At 71.6% G+C, this 20,257-nt stretch carries 19 protein-coding genes; 12 read left to right on the forward strand and 7 right to left on the reverse strand.

The annotated features are described in order from the left end of the window. Nucleotides 1-101: 101 nt before the first annotated feature. Genes ABT288_RS08595 through ABT288_RS08610 form a run of 4 tightly spaced genes read left to right on the forward strand, consistent with a single transcriptional unit; the run spans nucleotide 102 to nucleotide 4,675 of the window. Nucleotides 102-1,631: a sugar ABC transporter ATP-binding protein gene (locus ABT288_RS08595; protein WP_351604147.1), complete on the forward strand. Its 1,530-nt coding sequence runs from the start codon at nucleotides 102-104 to the stop codon at nucleotides 1,629-1,631. After that, nucleotides 1,628-2,674: an ABC transporter permease gene (locus ABT288_RS08600; RefSeq protein ID WP_351604149.1), complete on the forward strand. Its 1,047-nt coding sequence runs from the start codon at nucleotides 1,628-1,630 to the stop codon at nucleotides 2,672-2,674. Before ABT288_RS08595 ends, ABT288_RS08600 begins: the two co-directional genes overlap by 4 nt. Nucleotides 2,675-2,714: 40 nt before the next feature. Beyond that, a complete protein-coding gene (locus ABT288_RS08605; protein WP_351604151.1) occupies nucleotides 2,715-3,878 on the forward strand; it encodes a substrate-binding domain-containing protein in 1,164 nt (387 codons plus the stop codon). After that, nucleotides 3,875-4,675 (forward strand): DUF429 domain-containing protein, encoded by an 801-nt coding sequence (locus ABT288_RS08610; protein ID WP_351604153.1) that lies wholly within the window; start codon nucleotides 3,875-3,877, stop codon nucleotides 4,673-4,675. The genes ABT288_RS08605 and ABT288_RS08610 overlap by 4 nt, the downstream gene beginning before the upstream one ends. Before the next feature lie 47 nt (nucleotides 4,676-4,722). Here the strand turns inward: ABT288_RS08610 and ABT288_RS08615 are convergent, their stop codons facing one another. Beyond that, complete coding sequence (locus tag ABT288_RS08615) at nucleotides 4,723-5,382, reverse strand: Rossmann-fold NAD(P)-binding domain-containing protein (protein ID WP_351604154.1); 660 nt, start codon at nucleotides 5,380-5,382, stop codon at nucleotides 4,723-4,725. Next, nucleotides 5,382-5,564, reverse strand: a complete 183-nt coding sequence (locus tag ABT288_RS08620; RefSeq protein ID WP_351604155.1) for an SDR family oxidoreductase — start codon at nucleotides 5,562-5,564, stop codon at nucleotides 5,382-5,384. Before ABT288_RS08620 ends, ABT288_RS08615 begins: the two co-directional genes overlap by 1 nt. A 369-nt stretch (nucleotides 5,565-5,933) precedes the next feature. On the opposite strand from ABT288_RS08620, the gene ABT288_RS08625 reads away from it, so the two are divergent. The 5 genes from ABT288_RS08625 to ABT288_RS08645 are packed head-to-tail and all read left to right on the forward strand — an operon-like array spanning nucleotide 5,934 to nucleotide 11,371. Continuing rightward, nucleotides 5,934-6,950: a GlxA family transcriptional regulator gene (locus ABT288_RS08625; protein ID WP_351604156.1), complete on the forward strand. Its 1,017-nt coding sequence runs from the start codon at nucleotides 5,934-5,936 to the stop codon at nucleotides 6,948-6,950. Next, nucleotides 6,947-8,707: a thiamine pyrophosphate-binding protein gene (locus ABT288_RS08630; protein ID WP_351604157.1), complete on the forward strand. Its 1,761-nt coding sequence runs from the start codon at nucleotides 6,947-6,949 to the stop codon at nucleotides 8,705-8,707. Before ABT288_RS08625 ends, ABT288_RS08630 begins: the two co-directional genes overlap by 4 nt. Next, nucleotides 8,697-9,332 (forward strand): DUF8713 domain-containing protein, encoded by a 636-nt coding sequence (locus ABT288_RS08635; protein WP_351604158.1) that lies wholly within the window; start codon nucleotides 8,697-8,699, stop codon nucleotides 9,330-9,332. Before ABT288_RS08630 ends, ABT288_RS08635 begins: the two co-directional genes overlap by 11 nt. After that, nucleotides 9,329-10,348, forward strand: a complete 1,020-nt coding sequence (locus tag ABT288_RS08640; RefSeq protein ID WP_351604159.1) for a 3-oxoacyl-ACP synthase III family protein — start codon at nucleotides 9,329-9,331, stop codon at nucleotides 10,346-10,348. The genes ABT288_RS08635 and ABT288_RS08640 overlap by 4 nt, the downstream gene beginning before the upstream one ends. Before the next feature lie 3 nt (nucleotides 10,349-10,351). Continuing rightward, on the forward strand, nucleotides 10,352-11,371 hold the full coding sequence (locus tag ABT288_RS08645) for a histidinol-phosphate transaminase (RefSeq protein ID WP_351604160.1): 1,020 nt from the start codon (nucleotides 10,352-10,354) through the stop codon (nucleotides 11,369-11,371). 169 nt (nucleotides 11,372-11,540) lie between these two features. On the opposite strand, the gene ABT288_RS08650 is transcribed toward ABT288_RS08645, so the two are convergent. The 3 genes from ABT288_RS08650 to ABT288_RS08660 form a co-directional block, all read right to left on the reverse strand. Beyond that, nucleotides 11,541-12,344 carry an SDR family NAD(P)-dependent oxidoreductase gene (locus ABT288_RS08650; RefSeq protein WP_351604161.1) on the reverse strand — a complete coding sequence of 268 codons (804 nt, stop codon included), beginning with the start codon at nucleotides 12,342-12,344 and terminating at the stop codon, nucleotides 11,541-11,543. After that, complete coding sequence (locus tag ABT288_RS08655; RefSeq protein WP_351604162.1) at nucleotides 12,341-13,348, reverse strand: NADP-dependent oxidoreductase; 1,008 nt, start codon at nucleotides 13,346-13,348, stop codon at nucleotides 12,341-12,343. The genes ABT288_RS08650 and ABT288_RS08655 overlap by 4 nt, the downstream gene beginning before the upstream one ends. 345 nt (nucleotides 13,349-13,693) lie before the next feature. After that, nucleotides 13,694-14,587 (reverse strand): LysR family transcriptional regulator, encoded by an 894-nt coding sequence (locus ABT288_RS08660; protein WP_351604163.1) that lies wholly within the window; start codon nucleotides 14,585-14,587, stop codon nucleotides 13,694-13,696. 91 nt (nucleotides 14,588-14,678) lie between these two features. Between ABT288_RS08660 and ABT288_RS08665 the strand changes: the two genes are divergently transcribed. Further along, complete coding sequence (locus ABT288_RS08665; RefSeq protein ID WP_351604164.1) at nucleotides 14,679-15,767, forward strand: alcohol dehydrogenase catalytic domain-containing protein; 1,089 nt, start codon at nucleotides 14,679-14,681, stop codon at nucleotides 15,765-15,767. A 305-nt stretch (nucleotides 15,768-16,072) separates the two neighbouring features. Here the strand turns inward: ABT288_RS08665 and ABT288_RS08670 are convergent, their stop codons facing one another. Then, the gene (locus ABT288_RS08670; RefSeq protein ID WP_351604165.1) at nucleotides 16,073-16,288 is read right to left on the reverse strand and encodes a 4-oxalocrotonate tautomerase family protein; all 216 of its coding nucleotides are present in this window, start codon (nucleotides 16,286-16,288) and stop codon (nucleotides 16,073-16,075) included. A gap of 161 nt (nucleotides 16,289-16,449) precedes the next feature. Between ABT288_RS08670 and ABT288_RS08675 the strand changes: the two genes are divergently transcribed. Further along, on the forward strand, nucleotides 16,450-17,313 hold the full coding sequence (locus tag ABT288_RS08675) for a helix-turn-helix transcriptional regulator (protein ID WP_351604166.1): 864 nt from the start codon (nucleotides 16,450-16,452) through the stop codon (nucleotides 17,311-17,313). A 404-nt stretch (nucleotides 17,314-17,717) separates the two neighbouring features. Beyond that, nucleotides 17,718-18,872, forward strand: coding sequence for an MFS transporter (locus ABT288_RS08680; RefSeq protein ID WP_351604187.1), 1,155 nt, complete (start codon nucleotides 17,718-17,720; stop codon nucleotides 18,870-18,872). Nucleotides 18,873-19,102: 230 nt separating this feature from the next. Here ABT288_RS08680 and ABT288_RS08685 read toward each other — a convergent pair whose 3' ends face one another. After that, the gene (locus tag ABT288_RS08685; protein WP_351604167.1) at nucleotides 19,103-20,212 is read right to left on the reverse strand and encodes an FAD-dependent oxidoreductase; all 1,110 of its coding nucleotides are present in this window, start codon (nucleotides 20,210-20,212) and stop codon (nucleotides 19,103-19,105) included. Nucleotides 20,213-20,257: the final 45 nt, after the last annotated feature.

A 20,257-nucleotide genomic window follows, 5' to 3' on the forward strand; every position in this document is an offset into this window, starting at 1 on the left:
TATCCGAAATCATCCGATATGCCATAGATCGTCCCCCTAGGATCGGTGGCGACCGTTCAGTGGCGACAGTCGGGAAGAACTCGCCAGGCCGACCTCCGGAGATGTCCGTGCACGACCCTCCCGACACCTCTGCGGAACCCCTGGTGCGCATCCGTGGGCTCGCCAAGCGGTTCGGCGGGACCCTCGCGCTGGACGGGGTCGACCTCGACGTCCACGCGGGCAGCGTCCTCGCCCTCCTCGGCCCCAACGGAGCCGGAAAGTCCACCCTCATCAAGGTGCTCGCCGGCGTCCACCACGCCGACGCGGGACAGGTCACGGTGGACGGGCAGCCACTCGGCAGTCATGCCGCCTCCCGCGCCATGTCCTTCATCCACCAGGACCTCGGTCTCGTGGAATGGATGACGGTCGCCGAGAACATCGCCCTGAGCATCGGATACCACCGTCGCGCCGGACTGATCTCCTGGCGGCGCACCCGGGAGCGCTGCGCCGAAGCCCTGCGGCTCGTCGCCGGACACCTCGACCCCGCAACGCCGGTCGCCCGGCTCTCCCCCGCCGAGCGCTCGCTGGTCGCCATCGCCCGAGCCCTGGCCGCCCGGGCGGAACTCGTCGTCCTCGACGAGCCGACCGCCCGCCTGCCCGCCACGGACTGCGCCCGGCTCTTCCGCGTCCTGCACGCCCTGCGCGACCAGGGGCACGGCCTCCTCTACGTCAGCCACCGCCTGGACGAGGTGTACGAGGTCGCCGACGCCTTCGCCGTCCTGCGCGACGGCCGTCTCGTCAGCCACGGCACCCTCGCGGACCACGGCCCGGCCCGGCTGGTCCGTGACATCGTCGGCGAGGAACCGGCCCGCTACCGCCCCGCCACCGTCCCCGCCCGCGGCCCGGCCGCCCTGACGCTCGACGGCGTACGGACCGCCGGCACGCGACCGGTCGGCCTGGAACTCGGGGCCGGGGAGGTCGTGGGCCTGGTGGGCCTCTCGGGCGCCGGGCACATGGACCTGGGCCGGGCCCTCGCCGGTGCCCGGCCCCTGCTCGGCGGCCGAGTGCTCCTCGGCGGCCGGCCGTACCGCCCCCCCACGGTCGCCGACGCCGTCCGCCTCGGTGTGGGCTTCGTGCCCGGTGACAGACAGCGGGAGGGGTGCGCCGCCGAGCTGACCGTACGGGAGAACCTCCTGGCCAACCCGCGTGCCGGAGGCAGGCCGGCGCTGCAGTGGATCGCCCCGCGCCGCGAACGCGCCGAGGCCGCCGAGCTGATCGAACGGTTCTCGGTGCGTCCCCGCGACAGCGAGGCTCCCATCGGCACGCTGTCCGGGGGGAACCAGCAGAAGGTCATGATCGGCCGGTGGCTCCGGGTGGGCCTGCGCCTGCTGATCCTCGAGGAGCCGACCGCGAGCGTGGACATCGGCGCCAAGGCCGCCGTCTACCGTCTGCTCGACGAGGCGCTGGCCGGCGGCCTCGCGGTGCTGCTCGTCTCCACGGACTTCGAGGAGGTCGCGGGCGTGTGCCGGCGCGCCCTGGTGTTCGTGCGCGGGTCGGTGACGGCGGAGCTGAGCGGTCCGGCCCTCACGGTCGCCGGGCTCACCCGGGCGGCATCGGCGATGCCCCCTCCCGGAACCGCGACGGACTCATGACCGCCCCGCCCCCTTCCTCCGCGTCCCCGTCGCGGCCGTACCGACGGCGCCCCGTCGGACACCTCCTCGGCGCCTACGGCCTGCTGGCCCTCACCGCTGTGCTCTTCCTGGTCTTCTCGCTCGCCCTGCCGCGTACGTTTCCCACGCGGGACACGGTCGACTCGATCCTGTCCAACCAGTCGATCCCCGCCGTCCTCGCGCTGGCCGCCATGGTCCCCATCGTGACCGGCGCGTTCGACCTCTCCCTCGGCTACGGCCTCGGTCTGGCGCACGTCATGGTGATGCAGCTCGTCGTCAACGAGCGGTGGCCCTGGCCGTGGGCCTGCCTCGCGGTGGTCGCCGGAGGGCTGGTCGTGGGCGTCCTCAACGGTGTCGTCGTCGAGTTCGGCCGGATCGACTCCTTCATCGCCACCCTCGGGACCGGCAGCATGATGTACGCCGTGACCGGCTGGGTCACGGGCGGCGGCCGGATCGTCCCCGGCCCGCAGGGTCTCCCGGCGGCCTTCACCGATCTGTACGACTCCAGGTTCCTCGGCCTCCCGGTTCCCGCCTTCTACGTGCTCGCCCTCGCGGTCGCCCTCTGGCTGGTGCTGGAGCGGCTGCCGCTCGGCCGGTGCCTCTACGTCGTGGGCTCCAACCCGCGCGCCGCCGACCTCGTCGGCATCCCGACCCGCACGTACACCGTCTACGCGTTCGGTGCGTCGGGACTGATCGTCGGCTTCGCCGGTGTGCTGCTCGCGGCCCAGCAGCAGATCGGCAATCCCAGCGTCGGACTCGACTATCTGCTGCCCGCCTTCGTCGGCGCCCTCCTCGGATCCACCGCGATCCGACCCGGCCGCCCCAACGCCCTGGGCACGCTCGTCGCCGTCGCCGTGCTCGCCGTCGGCCTCACCGGCATCGGCCAGATGGGCGCCGACTTCTGGACGATCCCCCTGTTCTACGGCGGCACCCTCCTGCTCGCCGTCGGCCTGGCCGGGTACTCCGCCCGCCGCCTGCGGACCGGGGCCGCCGCGCCCCGTGACGCGCCGACCCCACCCCCTTGAGCCGTCCTCCCCTCCGCTCACCCCGCCGCGAGGAGCTCTCGTGCACCGCAACCGCAAGGCCGTCCCCGGCGTCGTCACGGCGCGATCGGTCTCCCTCGCCCTGCTGGTGGCGGCAACCGCCCTCGCCGGCTGCGAACGCGGCTCGTCGAACGGCCCCGGGGCCGCCGCCACGGGCCCGAGCGGCTGCCCCGCGGTGCAGGCCGAGGCCCAGGCCGCCGTCACCCGGGCGGAGAAGACCGACGTCCCCTGGAACGGGCCGACCAGTGGCCCCGCCGCGGTGCACGGCAAGACGATCGTCTACGTCGCACAGACCATGACCAACCCCGGAGTCGCCGGCGTCGCACAGGGCGTGAAGGAGGCCGCGAGGGTCATCGGCTGGAAGGTCCGGGTGATCGACGGCGAGGGCACCCCCGCGGGCATCCAGGCGGCGCTGAGCGACGCCGTGGCGCTCAGACCCTCGGGCATCGTCATCGGCGGCTTCGACCCCGACTCGACCTCGCAGCAGCTCGCGCGGGCGACCGCGGCACGCATCCCGCTCGTCGGCTGGCACGCGGTCGCGTCCCCCGGCCCCAGCGGCCACCCCAGGCTGTTCTCCAACGTCACCACCGATGTCGGCGACGTCGCCTCGATCAGCGCGCAGTGGGTCATCGCGCGCTCCCACGGCCATGCCGGGGTGGTCCTGTTCACCGATGCCTCGATCCCCTTCGCCAAGCACAAGTCCGAGCTGATCAGGAAGGCGCTGGCGGCCTGTTCGGGCGTGCGGCTGCTGACGTACGAGAACATCCCGATCCCGGACGCGAGCAGCCGTACCCCCAGGGAGGTCTCGTTCCTGCTCGCCCGCTTCGGGAGCCGTTGGACCGACTCCGTCGCGATCAACGACCTGTACTTCGCCGACGCCGCCCCCGCCCTCCGCGCGGCCGGGACGAAAGGCTCCGGGCCGCCCTTCAACATCGGCGCCGGCGACGGCGACCCGTCCGCCTTCCAGCGCATCGACAGCGGGCAGTACCAGGCGGCCACCGTCCCCGAACCGCTGTCGCTGCAGGGCTGGCAGATCCTCGACGAGTTCAACCGCGCCTTCTCCGGCCGTCCGGCCAGCGGTTATGTCGCGCCCGTCCACATCTCCACGGAGCACAACAGCAAGGGGGCGACGGCCTGGGACCCCTCGGGCTACCGGGAGGCGTACCGGAGGATCTGGGGCACGTGACGGGCGTGGTACGACGACAGGTGGTGACGGTCGGCGTCGATCTGGCCGCCCGTGCACGGCGCACGGCCGTGTGCCGGGTGGTCTGGGGACCCGGTGACGGCCTGGCGGTGGAGTTCGTCGTGCCCGACGCGGACGAGCAGTTGCTCGCTGTGGTCCGGGCGGCCGACAAGACCGGCCTCGACTGTCCCCTCGGCTGGCCGTCCCACTTCGTGGCGACGGTTCAGGCCCACCACCAGGGGGTGCGGCTGCCGCCCCCGGTCCGGTTCGAGGACCGTGCCGACGGGCGGCCCGGTCTGGACGCCCTGCGGTTCCGGCTGACCGACGACCTGACCTGGAAGGCGACGTCACTGCGGCCGCCGCTGTCGGTGTCCACCGACCTGCTGGGGGTCGTGGCGCTGCGTGCGGCCTACCTCATCGATGAGCTCGCGGCATCGGGCGTCCCCGTGCCCAGGGACGGGTCCGGGCCGGTCGCCGAGGTGTATCCCGCCGCCGCGCTGCGGCGCTGGGGGATCCGCCTCAGCGCCAGTTACAAGACCCCCACGCCAGGGGCTCGCGCCGTCCGGGAGCACATCGTCCGCTCCCTCGAGACGGGTCTGGGCCCGGCTCTTCCCGAGGCCGTGCGTGCGCGGTGCGTCGACAGCCACGACCATCTCGACGCCCTGGTCTGCGCCCTGGTCGCCCGCGCCGTCCTGGTCGGGGACACGCTGTGGCCGCGCTCCGCGGAGGAACGCGCGGCCGCCCGTCAGGAGGGCTGGATCCACCTGCCCGGCACGGATCTGGCTGCCCTCCGCCCCTGACGCGGACTTCGAGGCCTGTGACGAGGCCAGTGCTGCGGGGATGGGCCTCAGGGCGTTCCGGTGGTGTCCCCGGAGCGCGGCCAACTGCCGTCGGCCACCGCCGCGGTGACGTACTGCCGGAAGGTGCGGGCGGGGCGCCCGATCAGGCGGGGCACCGTGTCCAGGGGCTCGGTGTCCCCCAGGCCGCGGAGCGCGGCGTAGGAGGCGATGTCCCGCTCGATCGCCTGCCCGGACCGGCCGAGGGAGGTCTGTGCGGCGCGGTAGGCGTCCTCGCTTCCGTGAAACCTCATCGGGTGGCCGGTGACGTCCTCGATGACGGAGCACACCTCGGCGAAGGACAGTGCCTGCGGTCCCGTCAGCTCGTACGACCGGCCGGCGTGCCCGTCCTCGGTCAGCGTCCGGGCAGCCACGGCCCCGACGTCGTCCAGATCCACGAATCCCTGGCGGCAGTCCCCCAGCGGTACCGCCAGCTCCCCGGCGAGGACCGTCTCGCGGAAGGGGCCCTCGTCGAAGTTCTGGTCGAACCAGTCGCTGCGCAGGATCATCCAGGCGACCGCGGACCTCTTGACGGCGTCCTCGGCTTCGAGGAGCCGCTGGTCTCCCATGGTCTCGATCCCGCGACTGGACAGCAGGACGACGTGTTCGACCTCGAGGTCCGCCGCCAGGCCGACGAGGTCCGGGTCGACGGGGATGCCGTCGGGGGCCATCAGGACATGCGGCCGACGCCCCGCAGCGCAGGTTCCCAGGTGCTCCGGTCGTTCCAGTCGAAACGGGTGGCGCTGTGCCGGGACGCGGACCTGACCGGCGCGCCCAGCGCCCGCAGGTGCGCGGCGACGCGTCGGCCCGAGGAGCCGGTGGCTCCGAGGACGAGGATCGGTGGGGTGTCCATGCCTTCCTGAACGACGGCCGCAAGGAGAGGAAACGGCCTCCCGGGCCGGCAGTCGGCGGTGCCCTGACGAGTCCGCCGGCATTCGCCGCGGCACCGCTGCCCGGGTCCAGCCTGAACGGAAGGTGGAGAACGGCGCCTCCACCGCGCGGGCCGCGCGGGGGTGCCGAAGACGGCTCCGCCGGGATCGGCCATCGCCCGGCGACGGCGGCGCCGCACCACCGACCTGTGACCTGCCTCACCCATCGCCGCCCGCCCGGTGCGCGAACCGCCTCACCAGCGCCCTGCGTACCCGTGCGACGCCGCTTGTTGGCCGGATACGTCACTAATCTGTCATTGCAGCCAGTACGGCATCCGATACAGGCTGTGACCGTGTTGGAACGACGTGTTGTTGTGGTGGTGTACGCGGGCGCGATGGCCCTGGACATCACAGGACCGATAGAAGTGTTCGATACGGCGAACCGGCTCCTGGGTGCCTCGGGCACCCCCTACCGGACCGAATTCATCTCCGCCGACGCACCACTGGTGCGCATGAGTTCGGGCATGGTGGTGGAGGCCTCGCCCCTGGAGGCGGGGCAGGGCCCGATCGACACGCTCCTCGTGCCGGGCGGATGGAGTCTCAACGAGGCACTCCGGGACCAGGCGCTCGTCTCCTGGATCGGCCGGGCAGCGGCCCGGTCGCGCAGAGTCGCCTCCGTGTGCGGCGGTTCCTTTCTGCTGGCCGAGGCGGGTCTCCTCGACGGCAGACGCGCCACCACGCACTGGGCGTACAGCGAGGCGATGGCGTGCCGCTATCCGGATGTGACGGTGGACGCCGAGCCGATCTTCGTCTGGGACGGCCCCTTCGTGACCTCCGCGGGGGTGTCGACGGGCATCGACATGGCGCTGGCTCTGGTGGAGGCCGATCACGGTTCGGCGCTCGCTCTGGAGACGGCACGGTTTCTGGTGCTGTTCCTCAAGCGGCACGGAGGGCAGTCCCAGTACAGCGCCGTCCTCGACGCCCAGTTGGCCGACCATCCGCCGATCCGGGCAGCACAGGAGTGGATCCTGGACAACCTGGACAGTCCGCTGCCCGTGGGCGAGATCGCGCGGCAGGCCAACATGAGCCAGCGCAACTTCGCCCGGGTCTTCCGGCGCGAGGTGGGCACGACACCCGGCCAGTACGTCGAGCGGACGCGTATCGCCCGCGCCCGCGAACTGCTGGAGACCACGGACCTGACGATCGGCCAGATAGCCGGCCGCTGCGGATTCGCCACCACCGAGACGTTCTTCCGCTCCTTCGGACGAACCCTGGGGCTCACTCCCCGGGAATACCGGCACCGCTTCCAGGTGATCTCACCGTGCGGCTTCATCGACCGGCACCACGAGCGGGAAGGGAGCCCCGCATGACGACCGAGACCCCGGGATTACGCGAGGCGGAAACGGTTCGCCTGGTCGACTGTCTGGCCCGGGAACTCGCCAGGGCCGGCGTCACCCACGTGTTCGGCGTCGGCGGCGCGAACATCGAGGACCTGTTCGACGCAGTGCACCGCGGCGGCGCCGTACGCGGCGTCGTCGCCAAACACGAGTTCTCCGCCGTCACCATGGCCGACGGATACGCACGGACCACCGGGCGCCTCGGCGTCGTTGCCGCCACCTCGGGCGGTGGGGCGATGAATCTCGTACCGGGCCTGGCGGAGGCGTACGCCTCCCGGGTGCCCGTGCTGGCCCTGGTGGGCCAGCCGCCGACCGGCCAGGAAGGGCACGGGGCCTTCCAGGACTCCAGCGGCAGGGCGGGCTCCTTCGACGCGCGGGAGGTCTTCGCGCCCCTGTCCCGGTTCTGCGCCCGGGTCGATGACCCGGACTCGCTCAGGGAGTTGCTGCCCCGGGCCGTCGCGGCCGCGCAGGCCGATCCACGGGGGCCGGCCGTGCTGTTGCTGCCCAAGGACGTGCAGCAGGCACGGATCCGGGTGCCCGTCCGCGACACGGCTCCGGCACCGGGCGGTCCCGCGACGGCATCCGCGGCACGGTTCGACGCAGCCGCCGTCAGGGCCGTTTCGGACACCCTTCGCGGGGCCGGTCGCGTCCTCGTCATCGCCGGTGAGGATGTCGCCGCCGCCGACGCGCGTGGGGAACTGGCCGAACTGGCCCGGCGCCTCGGGGCATGGGTGGCGGTCACCCCGGACGCCAAGGACGTCTTCGACAACCGTGATCCACGCTTCGCGGGCGTGGCCGGGGTGATGGGCCACGCCAACGTCGAGGAATGTCTGCGCCGGGCCGACCTGTGCCTGCTGGTCGGTACCCGGCTGCCGCTCCTGGCACGCGGCGGCCTCGACCGGGCCCTCGCCACCACCGAAGTCGTGTCCCTCGGTCCCGAGCCACCGTTCGTGGCAGGCACCGCCCTGGGTGGGAACCTGCGGGACACGCTGCGCGCGGTGACCCTCCGGCTGCCGTCGCGCCCCCGCCCCTGCCCGCCGCACACCGGCCCCCTTCCCACACCCCTGCCGGGTCCGCTCCTCCACGCCCGGGAGCGGACCGTCCCCCACGCCCAGGCGGTCGCCGCGGTGGCGGCGGCACTCCCCCAGGACGCACACGTCTTCGTGGACGCCGGCAACGCAGGCGCCAGCGCGATCCATCTCCTCCCGGCACCGCGCCACGGCCGCTTCGTGGTGGCGGTCGGCATGGGCGGCATGGGCTACACCTTCGGCGCCGGCATCGGCGCCGCGCTCGCCACCGGCCGACGCACCTACGTCCTCGCGGGCGACGGGGCCTTCTTCATGCACGGGATGGAAGTGCACACGGCCGTGGAGTACGACGCACCCGTGACGTTCGTGATCTTCAACAACAACGCCCACGCCATGTGCGCTGTGCGGGAGGAGTTCCTCCAGGGCGGCGTCCGCAGCGACGACCTGTTCGCCCGGAGCGACCTCGCCGCGGGAGTGGCCGCCGCCTTCCCTTCCCTGGAGGCCACGGGAGCCGCCGACGCGGCGCAGCTGCGCACGGCACTGCTGCGCGGCAACGCGCGCGGCGGCCCGGCGTTCGTCGCGGTGGACTGCGACCCGCGGGAGATCCCCCCGTTCCTGCCCTTCCAGTCCTTCACCGAAGTCCCCAAAGGCCATGAGAACAAGGAGAGTTCAGATGAGCGAGGAGTCGTCCATGTTGGCTGACATCCCCGGCCTGGTCCGGATCGAGAACGCCGGCAAGGAGGAACTGACCGCCCACTGCATGGAGCTGACCCACGCGGTCTATCCCCACCACCAGGTCTACGGGCAGTACTGCACCATCCACGAGTACGTCGACTGCCCCCCGGAGCAGGCCTACGACTACCTGCGCCAGGGGCACCACCTGGAGGAGTGGACCTGCAGCCTGCGGGACTTCGCGCCCACCGGCACCCCGGGGCTGTGGGTCGGTCACGACCGGCTGGAGGACGACACCAGGATCTACTGCAGGGTGCTGGCGAACCCCGAGGCCATGACCGTGGACTACCACTGCTCCTGGGACCAGGGCGAGAAGCTGTGGATGATCTACCTGATGCGGGTCGTCCCGGCGCAGCTGGTGCTCGACAAGCCGGGCTCGGTGATCACCTGGACCAACTGCCGGCACCCCTACTACGACGCCAACCCGCGCCCCGACCTGGCTCCCCGTCCGGACCGGCCCTGGGTGGGCGACTACTGGGACCTCTTCTACGCAGGGCACACCGTGGAGATGCACAACCTCAAGGCGATCCTGGAACACCGCCACCGGCGCGGCCTGCCGGTCGGTTCGGCTCCGGCGCGGGCGGTGGCGCGGTGACCACGGTCAGCCTCACCGACGTCGCGAGTTACCTGCCCGGCGAGCCGGTTCCCGCGGAGTTCTACACGGACTTCCCCGGAGCCGAGGACAAGCTCCGCAACCATCCCATGTTCAGGGTCCCGCCGTTACGGCACCACGTGGCCAGGGACGAGACCAACGCGGACATGGTCGAGCGCGCCGTACAGCCCCTGATCGAACGGCACGGCGCGGTGGAGATCCGGGGCGTCGACGTGCTGTTGGTGCACAGCCAGTTGCCGGACCTGCCGTTCGTGGGCGCCGGAACCGAGGTGGCCCGGCGGCTGGGCCTGAACCCGGAGTGGCTCGTCGACGTGGCCAACGCGGGCTGCGCGTCCTTCGTGTACATGGTGAAGCTGGCCCGGCAGATCCTCACCACCACCGACGCGAGGACCGCGCTGATATGCAATGCGCAGAGTGCCGCCGGGCAGTGGTTCACCCAGTCCGAGGTGCGCAAGCTCGCCCAGGCGGCGATCCCGGGCGACGGGTGCGGGGTGGGGTACGTGACGAGGTCGGCACGGTCGCCGGTCCTCGACGTGGAGACCCGCCACATCGGCGCGTACGCCGGTGACATGACCGTGGCGGTCGACGACGGTCGCAAGTACTGGGAGCCGGGATCGTCCCAGCTGCGGATCGGGTTCTCCGACGCAAGCGTCGCCAAGGTCCTGGCACGCGGGAACCGTCTCGTCCCCGAGGTGGTCACGGACCTGTGCCGGCGGCTCGGCGTGGCGAGCACCGACATCGACGCCCTCATCACCAACCAGCCCAACCGCACCTTCCTGCGGAACTGGCGAGAGGCGCTGCAACTGCCGGCCGAGCGGCACCTGGACACCTTCGATGTCTACGGGAACCTGTTCGGAGCGGCGATCCCGGTCACCCTGGACCGCGCGATCCGTTCGGGGCAGGTGACGGACGGCGACCTGATCGTGCTCGGGGGATTCGCCCACGCGGGCGACTTCGCCGGTGCCGTCGCCGTTCGCTGGCACGGGGGACGGGACTGAGCCATGGACATCCCCGTGCTGCACCGGCTTGCCCTGAACGAGAGTCCGTATCCCCCGCTGCCCTCGGTGCGTGAGGCGATGCGACGGGCCGTGGCACAGGCCCACCGCTACCCGCAGTTCCACCCCGACGACCTCACCGAACGGATCGCCGCGTGGTGCCGGGTGCCCGCCGACCGCGTCGCGGTCGGCAGCGGATCGGTCGGCGTGGCCCTGCAGTTGCTCCGGGCAGTGGTCCGGCCCGGCGACACCGTGGCCTACGCCTGGCGCACGTTCGACGCCTACCCGCTCCTGGCCACCATGGTCGGCGCCCGAGCGGTCCCCGTGCCCCTGTCGCCGGACGGACACCAGGATCTGGGTGCCCTGCTCGCGGCGCTCGACCAGCGCACCCGCGTCGTGGTGCTGTGCAATCCGCACAACCCCACCGGAAGCCTCGTCACCGCCGGCGCACTGGCGGCGTTCCTGCGTCGGGTCCCCCGACACGTCATCGTGCTCCTCGACGAGGCGTACATCGAGTTCGCCCGTGACAGCGACCTGCCGGACACGCTCACATTCCTGGACGCACATCCCAACCTGCTGGTGCTGCGCACCTTCTCCAAGGCCTACGGCCTCGCCGCCCTGCGGGTCGGCTACGCACTCGGCGCCTCCGGCCTGGTGGCACGGATCCGGCGGCAGCAGCTGCCCTTCGGGATCAACGCGGTGGCAACGGCGGCGGTGAAGGCCTCACTGCGGGCCGAGAGCCAGCTACGCGAGCGCGTGGACACCATCGTGGCCGAACGCGAGCGGCTCCGGGGTGAACTCGTGTCCCTCGGCTGGTCCGTGTCCCCCGGCCACGCCAATTCCGTATGGCTCGCCACGCCCGATCCGGTCGGCGAGGGCGCAGCAGCGCTCACCGACGCCGGTGTCCAGGCACGCCACTACCCCGGCGAGGGACTCCGGCTCACCGTCGGCACCCGGAAGGCCAACGACACCGTGCTGACCGCGCTGGCGGGGCTGAGCGCGCACCGGAGTGTGTCGCGGACGTGAAGCACACCACTGCGGCGGCCGGGCAGGGGGAAGACCACCAAAACCCCTCCGGAAACGCCTGAGGGTGTACCCGGCCAGGCCGAGGCCCGAACCTGTCGGTGGTCCGGGCCCTCGGCGCTGTCTCAGAGGTGGCTGCGGGGTGCGCACAAGTCCCTGCGGACTCCCGCCCTCATGTGCCGACGAGCTTCCGTGGACCGGGGACGGTACGGAAACGGAACGGCTCCGGGTCGCGGCCGGGCTGGATGAACCAGCACTCCCCCGTGCCGTCGCCGGTGACGATCCGCAGCACCGTGTCCGCCACGACCTGGGCCGGGATGATCGGCAGTCTCTGCTCGGAGAGCACGTCGCGCAGCGGATCGATGATCCGCGACTCGGCGAACCCGGGGCAGACGGCGTTGAAGCGCACGTTCTCCGGTGCGAGAGCCGGCCCCAGGGAGCGAGCAAGTCCTACGACCGCATGCTTGTTGGCCGCGTACAGGGGATCGAGCGGTACGGCCGCCAGACCCGCCAGCGACGCGGTCGCCACGATCACCCCTCCACCGCGGGCCCGCAGTGCCGGCAGCACCGCATGGGTGCCGAAGACCACGCCGTCGAGGTTGGCTCCCATCGCGCGACGGTAGCGTGCCAGGTCGAAGTCCTCACCGAGGCCGCATCCGGTCGCCACCCCGGCGTTGAGCAACGCGATGTCGACGCCGCCGCAGTGCTCCTGGGTGAAGTCCACCAGCGCACGGTTCGCGTCCGGGTCGGAGACGTCACAGGCGCGGAAATGACCGCCCACCATGTCGGCCACCTCTCGGCCGCCCCGCACGTCGAGGTCCGCGACCACCACGCGCGCCCCCGCCTCCGCCAGCGTCAGTGCGGTGGCCCGGCCCAGTCCACTGGCACCGCCGGTCACGATGGCGACCTTGCCCCGGAGCACCGCGCCGTGCGTCTGCCCCGGCCGGACTGCGGTGTCCCTCTCGACGGTGGTCATGCCAGCTCCAGGACGAGCTTGCCGACGTTGTCCCCGCGGAAGAGCATCTGCAAAGTCTCGGGGAAGTCGCCTACGCTCCCCCTCACCACGTGTTCCTTCACCTTGATGCGGCCGGTGCCGATCCAGGCGGAGATGTCCTGGGCAGCCTGCGCGTAGCGCTGGGCGTAGTCGAAGACGACGAAGCCCTCCATGCGGGCGCGGCGCACCAGCAGTGAGAGGTAGTTGGACGGGCCCTTGACCGGCGTGGCGTTGTTGTACTGACTGATCGCACCGCAGACCACGACTCGTGCGTGCATCGCCAGTCGCGTCAGGGCCGCATCGAGGACGTCCCCTCCGACATTGTCGAAGTAGACGTCGATGCCGTCGGGGGCCTGCCGGCGCAGCGCCTTCCTGACGTCCTCGGCGCGGTAGTCGATCGCCGCGTCGAATCCCAGTTCGTCGATGAGCATGGCGCACTTCTCCGGCCCTCCGGCTATGCCGACGACCCGGCAGCCCTTGGCCTTCGCGATCTGGCCGGCGATACTGCCGACCGCCCCGGCCGCCCCCGACACCACGACGGTCTCGCCTTCCTTCAGTGCGCCGACGTCCAGCAGACCGAAGTAGGCGGTCATGCCGGGCATGCCCAGCGCGCCGAGATACGTCGAGGGCGGGGCGAGGGAGGTGTCGACCTTCATGGCCCCCTTGCCGTCCGAGACCACGTACTCCTGGACGCCGAACATGCCGACCACGTGATCGCCCGGCTGGAAGTCGGGGTGGTTGGACGCGGTCACCTCGATGACCGATCCGGCACGCATCACCTCGCCGATGCCCACCGGCGGCAGGTAGGAGGGACGGTCGTCCAGCCAGCCCCGCATCGCCGGGTCCAGGGAGATGACGCGCGTCCGGCCCGCGAACCGGCCCGGGCCCGGCTCGTCGACGGACCCTGAACACTCCTGCCAGTCCCCGGGTTTGACCTCGCCCACGGGGCGGGCTGCCAGACGGATCTGGCGGTTGGTCGCAGACATCACGCCTCCTGTTCGTTCACGGCTTCGCCGCAGGGTACCGACCAGTAGGTATGCCGGTGAGTGTGATGTTGGCCATACACGCACAACGCTCGGTGGATCCGTTGGCCCGCGCCCTCAGGGAGCAGGCGGCCGGGAGCCGGGTACGGAGACAGGGGGCATCGGCGGTCGCGCCCGTGGGACCGGGCCGCCTCTGTCGCCGCCTGCCCTCGGGCATCCACCCGGGTCGGTGACGGCGACGGCCGCCAGGAGGCCGATCCGGGACGCCGTTCCGCAATCCTGGTGACGGGCATGGACAGGGCCATGGAACACCTGAGGCTGACGGCGTCGGTGGGCTCCGGCGACGGGTCAGCGGGCCGAGGTGATCGCTCGGATGACAGCCGGGATTCCCGGGCCGGGGCGGCCGGGAAGCCGTGCCACGAGAATCCGCCGGACCTCGGTGGGGACGCCGGCCACGTGCAGCAGGGTCACGCCGTGCGGCAGCACCGGCGACATACGGGACGGGACAGTGGTCACGCCGAAACCGCCGGCGACCAGCTGCAGTTTCGACAGCCAGTCCCTCGTGGTGTGGACGATGCGCGGCCGTCCGGGCAGGCCGGGCCAGACGCCGAGCAGAGGCTCGGCACTCGATGACGGGGCGGCGATCCAGGGGGCGTCGACGAGTTCGTCGACGTGCACCTCGGTGCGACCGGCGAACGAGCCGGTGGCCGGAGCTGCCACGAGCAGTTCGGTGTCCTCCACGGTTTCGATGTGCAGCCGGGGGGACTCGCCGTCCGACGGTCGGTGCGGCGGGCGGGACGTCAGCAAGGCGATGTCGATCGAGCCTGCCCGCAGAGCCCGGAGCAGGCTGGGTGTGGTGCCCTCACGTGTCGTGACCGTGACGGTCGGGCCGGCCGTCGCGAGACGTGTGAGCAGACCCGGCAGGATCACTGCCCCGGCGCTGGGGAAGATTCCCAGCCGTACCGGTTCCGTCTGTGCGGCGGTGCCGGTGAGCTCGTGCTCGGCCGCCGCGACGGAGTCGAGGATCGTGCGGGCGTGCCGGAGCAGGGTCAGGCCGGCGAGGGTGAGGTGCACCCCGTCGAAGCGGCGCTCGAACAGAACGGCGCCCGCACTCCGTTCGAGGGCCGCCGCCTGGCGTGAGACCGCCGACTGGGTGTAGCCGAGCTGAGAGGCCGCCGCGGTGAAGCTCCCCGACTCGGCGACCTGCCGCAGAACCCGTAGAGCCGAACTGGAGAAGTCCATGCGCACTACGCATACCACAGATGCCAGATCGTCGCTTGGCGCATGCCCCTCGCGCTCTTAGCCTCAAGACGGACGATCAAGGAGGCAGCAGATGCGAGCAGCAGTCCTGACAGAGTTCGGTGCCCCGCTCACCGTGCGGGAGTTGCCCGATCCCGTGGCGGGCGGTGGTGAGGTGGTGGTCGAGGTCCTGGCGGCTGGCGTCCTCCCGTACGCCGAGGAGGTCTTCGGCGGCCGGCGGAACTACCCGCTCGAACCCCCGGTGGTCCCCGGTACCGGTGGCGTGGGCCGGATCGTCAGTGTCGGCCCGGACGCCACCCGGTTGCGCGTCGGCGACCTGGTGTGGTGCGACTGCACGGTCCGCTCTCGCGACGATGCGCTGACCCCCGACATCGCGCTGCAGGGCTGGAGCTCCCGCGGCGACGGCGGCGCCAGGCTCGCCCGGCACCTGCACGACGGGGCGTTCGCCGAGCTCATGCGAGTACCCACGGAGAACGTGCACCCCCTGCCGGCAGAAGCGGAGGACGACCCGGCGCGCTGGTCCTCGCTCGGGGTGTACGCCATCCCCTACGGAGGACTGCTGGCAGGCGGGCTGGAAGCCGGCGAGACGCTGCTCGTCAGCGGGGCCACCGGCAACCTCGGCAGCACCGCGGTCGCCGTGGCCCTTGCGATGGGGGCGGGCCGGGTGATCGCGCCGGGCCGCAACCGCGCCGTGCTCGACCTCCTCACCGACCGGTTCGGCTCGCGTGTGCGCCCGGTCGAACTGACCGGCGACGAGGACGCCGACCGTGCGGCCATGTCCGCCGCAGCCCAGGGCCCGATCGACATCGTGCTCGACCTGCTCCCACCCGCAGCGCCCACCTCGACGGTGCGCGCGGCAGCCATGACCGTCCGCGAGTACGGCCGCGTCGTCCTCATGGGCGGCGTCGGCATGCTCGGCGGCGCCGACCTCGCCCTTCCCTACCCGTGGATCATGCGTAACTCGGTGACTGTGCGCGGGCAGTGGGTGTTCCCCCGCGCCGCGAACGTCGGCATGATCCGGCTCATCGCCTCGGGCGCGCTCGATCTCGGTGCCGAACGGGTGCGGACCTTCCCGCTCGACGCTGTCAACGACGCCGTCGAGTACGCCGCCGCGCATGGCGGGCCGTTCGACCGTACCGTACTCACCCCGCCTGCCGGATGATGTCCGCATGCGGCAGGCCACGCAGGTATCCACGTCCCGTGGTGTGTTCCAGGTCGACGCGGATCTGCCAGCGGTCGCGCGTGGTGTCGTATGCCTCGGTGTCGGGGAAGACGCCGTGGGATCCCGGGTCCGGGATGGGCGGGGGCCGGCACGGCGGGTGCGGCCGGCAGGGCCCGTTGCCCGCATCAGAACGTCGCGTCGGTGCGTCTCGTCCTGCCTTTCGCTCCCGCGGTTGGGTAGTGGCCGCCTGCGTCGCCCATCGGGCTACGGATGCGCCGGCCGGGCCGGCGCCGATGGAGGTGCGGTCAGCCGGCGGGCGGCTGCTGGATCTCGGCGGCGGTCAGGACGTGGCTGCCGATGCCCCAGCCGCCGTCGGGCACCTCCTCGACGAGCACCAGTGTGGTGGCGCGGGCACGTTCGCCGTAGATCTCGGTGTACAGGTCGGTGGTGCGGGCGATGATCTGCGCCTTCTGCTGCTCGGTGAGGGTGCCTGCGGGGACCTTGAAGTTCGCGTACGGCATCGGGTTCGCTCCTGCCAGGGTTCGGACGGGTGGGCCGCGGCGTCGTGCGCTCGCCGCCCTCCCTTCCACCATCACCCGGTCTGCGGACGGCAGCCAGGCTGTGCACACCCTGGGGTTGCCGCCCCCTGGTTCGCACGCGTCGTACACGGCACGATGCGGGCATGGACCTTTCCGAACTCGCCGCGTTCCTCAAGTCCCGGCGCGCGCGGATCCGGCCGGGCGATGTCGGTCTGCCCGCCGGGCCCCGGCGCCGGGTACCCGGACTGCGGCGGGAGGAGGTGGCTCAGCTCGCGGGCCTGTCGGCGGACTACTACACCGAGCTGGAGCGCGGGCGCGGCACTCAGCCGTCGGCGCAGGTCCTGGCCGCCCTCGCCCGTGCGCTGCGCCTCGGTGGCGACGAGCGCGACCATCTGTTCCACCTCGCCGAGCGTCCCGTGCCCCCGGCCGCGAGCGGCCTGACCGCGCACATCACGCCGGGGCTGCTGGCGCTCCTCGACCGGCTCGCGGCGACTCCCGCGCAGATCATCACCGACCTGCACGAGACCCTCGTACAGAACGAGGCGGCCATCGCGCTCGTGGGCCGGCAGCCGACCGGGCGCGGGGCCAAGGCGAGCTTCATCCACCGCTGGTTCACCGATCCCGCTTCCCGCACGATCTACCCGCCGGACGAACACCCGCACCATTCCCGGGTGTTCGTCGCCGACCTGCGGGCGGTTGCCGCCCGGCGCGGCCGCGATGCCGAAGTGGACGGTCTTGTGGGTGTGTTGCGGCGGCGTAGCGCGGAGTTCGCCGCGCTGTGGGACACCCATGATGTCGGCCTGCGCCGGTCGGACCACAAGCGCATCGTCCATCCGGCCCTCGGTGTCATCGCGGTGGACTGCAACAGCCTGTTCAGCGAGGACGGACGCCAGCGCCTGCTGTGGTTCACCGCCCCGCCCGGCACCGAAGCCGCCGCGCAGCTGGAACTACTCTCCGTCATCGGTACGCAGGACATGGCGCCGGGGCCCGCGGCGGCGCCGCACTGATCGAGCCGGGCGGAATACGAGCACGGCCACATCCGCCTACGGGCACGCGGGCCATCGAGAGCTGCGGGGATGCCGGGCTCAGGAGGAGGAACGCCGGTCAGCGTCAGCGATGGCACGCGCCCTGTGCCGGAGCTCGAGCGAGACCTGGCCGCGACCCCCACGAGCCCGCGGCAGATGATCCGGGCGCGTGCTCTCACAACGGGCCCAACGGTGCTGAAGGCCACGCTTGATCATGTGAGCGCACTGCGGCAGATGAATTCGGTTGCCACGGGACCCGCGTGCCCGGTGAGGTGAATCCCATGGACGGCGCCACCGAGGAGGAGCAACGAGCGACGGCAGGGTGGGTCCACACGCTCACCAGGCAGTCGGCTCCATGGCACAGATCAGCGGTGCTCGTGGCCCTGATGCTGGCCGCCTTCACCTTCAACACGGCGGAAAGCCTGCCGATCGGCCTGCTGGAACTCATCTCCGCAAGCCTTCGGGTGTCAGTGCCAGTGGTGGGTCTCCTGGTCACCGGCTATGGCGTGACGGTGGCTCTCGCATCTCTGCCGCTCGCCCACCTCACGCGCGCCGTGCCCCGACGTCATGTACTCACAGGACTACTGACCGCGCTCGTCGTGTCCAGCGTCGTCGCGGCGCTGGCCACCTCCTACTGGCTGCTCCTGGTGGCACGGCTGCTGACCGCGCTCGCCCAGGCGCTGTTCTGGGCCGTGACGGGGCCGGTCGCGGTAGGTCTGTTCGCGCCCGAGGTCCGCGGGCGTGTGGTCGGGGCGCTGTCCGTTGCAGGTTCGCTCGCCCTCGTCCTCGGTGTTCCTGCCGGGACCTGGCTGGGCCGGCAAAGCGGCTGGCAGGTGCCCGTCGCCATGCCGGCGGCCCTGGGGCTCGTCTCCCTGGTGACGATCGCCGTTCTGCTCCCGACCTCACGTCCGGAAGAAGAACCCGCCGCCTACGCGACCAGTCCCGACGTCCGGCGGTTCGGAACGGTGCTGGCGGCCGGGACCCTGTCCGCCTCCGGGGGGTTCGCGGGATACACCTACATCGTGAAGTTCCTGGGCGACGTGAGTGGGTTCTCCCCGAGCACGGTCAGCGTGCTGCTCGTGGGTTTCGGGGTCGCCTGTCTGGCCGGGGTGAGCATCACCGGGGCGCTGCTGGACCGCTTCCTGCACTCCGCGCTGCCCACGGCAGTGGCCACGCAGGCGGTGGGCATGCTCGGCTTGTGCGCGCTCGGCACCGATCCGGTGGCGGCGGTGATGTTCCTGGTTCTGATGGGCGGTGCACTCGGGCCGGTGTTCATGGTCACCCAGAACGAGATGCTGCACTACGCGCCCGGCCGCACGGATCTCGCCCTCGCCTCCAACTCCGGCGCCTACAACGCCGGCATCGCAGCCGGCGCCGCACTCGGGGCACTGGTCCTGCCGCTCGCCGGGGTACGGGGCACCTTCCTCGCCGGCGGGCTGCTGACCGTCGGGGCCTGCGCAGTACTGCTCGGCAGCCGGCTGCTACCTGGGAGCCCGCACCAGCCCTCCCGCGGCCCGTCCTCCGCTGACGACCTGCGTTGACGAGACCGAAGTCCTAGAGGACCTGATTCTGAGGCCGGCGGGTTGGGCTGGTCGCTCCTCTGGGGGCTGAGGGGTAGCGAGAACCCTCTGCGGCCCCCGGCCCCGGCGATCGTCGTCGGTGACCGAGCTTGGGGAACGGCCCCGTCGGGTTGCTGAAGTCCGCTGCACCATGGCGAACGCTCCGCTGGTACAAGAGGCACAGGGAAGCTCCTCGTCGTATGTGGTCACCTTCAGCCAGGCTGGAAGAAGGCGAGCATCTTCTGGGCGGCGTCCGGCGACATCAGCAATTCCTGCACGTCCGCGGACATCCGGGCGGCAGCACTGGTGCGTTCGAACATCTCGCGTTCGTATTCTTTGACGGCGGCGGGAAAGTCGTCCGGGCGGGCGGCCAGCGCGAGGCCGAGCAGGGCGCCGTCGAGCAGCGCCATGTTGGCACCCTCCCCCACCGGTGGCATCAGGTGCGCGGCATCGCCAAGCAGCGTGACGCCTGGCGTCGACGGCCAGGTCAGGCCGACCGGGAGAGTGGTGATCGACCGTGGCACGACCGTGTCGTCACAGGCCGCGATCAGTGCGGTGAACCGTGGGTCCCAGCCGCTGAACTCCTCGATCAGCCGTGCCCGGGCAGCGGCTGGGTCGTCGAACGGGATCCCGCTGGTGGCGAACCAGTCCTCGGCGGTGTGGTAGAAGCTGAGGCCGATGCGTACGCGGCCGTCGCCGTTGCGCTGCGCCGCCAGGGATCGTCCGTTGCCGAGCACCCAGTAGTTGCCGCGCCCGACCATCGCCGCGAGGTCGGGATGGGTACGGTCGATGTCGGAAATGCAGAGCTCGACAACGTTTTGGCCGATGTGCTCCGGTCGAGCGTCGGTGAGCAGTGCGCGGACCCGGGAGTTCGCGCCGTCAGCGCCGACCAGCAGGTCATACGTTGCACTGCTGCCGTCAGCGAAGTGCAGCGCATCATTGTCGGCGGATTCGAACGCGTGCCCCCAGCGCACCGTGTCCTCGGGGAGAGAGTCCAGCAGCAGGTTGCGCAGATCGGCACGGTCCACCTCGGGTCGCTCCAGCGGGGCGTCGTGGGGCGTGTCCTCCTGGAGCAGCAGGGTGCCATCCGGCTCGAGAAGACGCATGTCCTGGCCTTCACCACGGGCAATTGCGTAGAACTGGTCGATCAGACCGGCCTCGCGCAGGGCTCGCTGACCGGAGTGGATGTCGAGCATGCCGCCCTGACCGCGCGCACCGCGTGACGAATCACGTTCATACACGACGGCGTCGATGCCGTTCACGTGCAGCACCCGGGCAAGGGCCAAGCCGCCCAAGCCGGCTCCGACAATGGCGATGGTCATGGTTGCCCGCCTCCCCTTCGATACACCGTACTGGGTCGATACACT

Origin of the sequence: Streptomyces sp. NPDC001093, assembly GCF_040298985.1 — a bacterium.
In the GTDB taxonomy this organism is placed as follows: domain Bacteria; phylum Actinomycetota; class Actinomycetes; order Streptomycetales; family Streptomycetaceae; genus Streptomyces.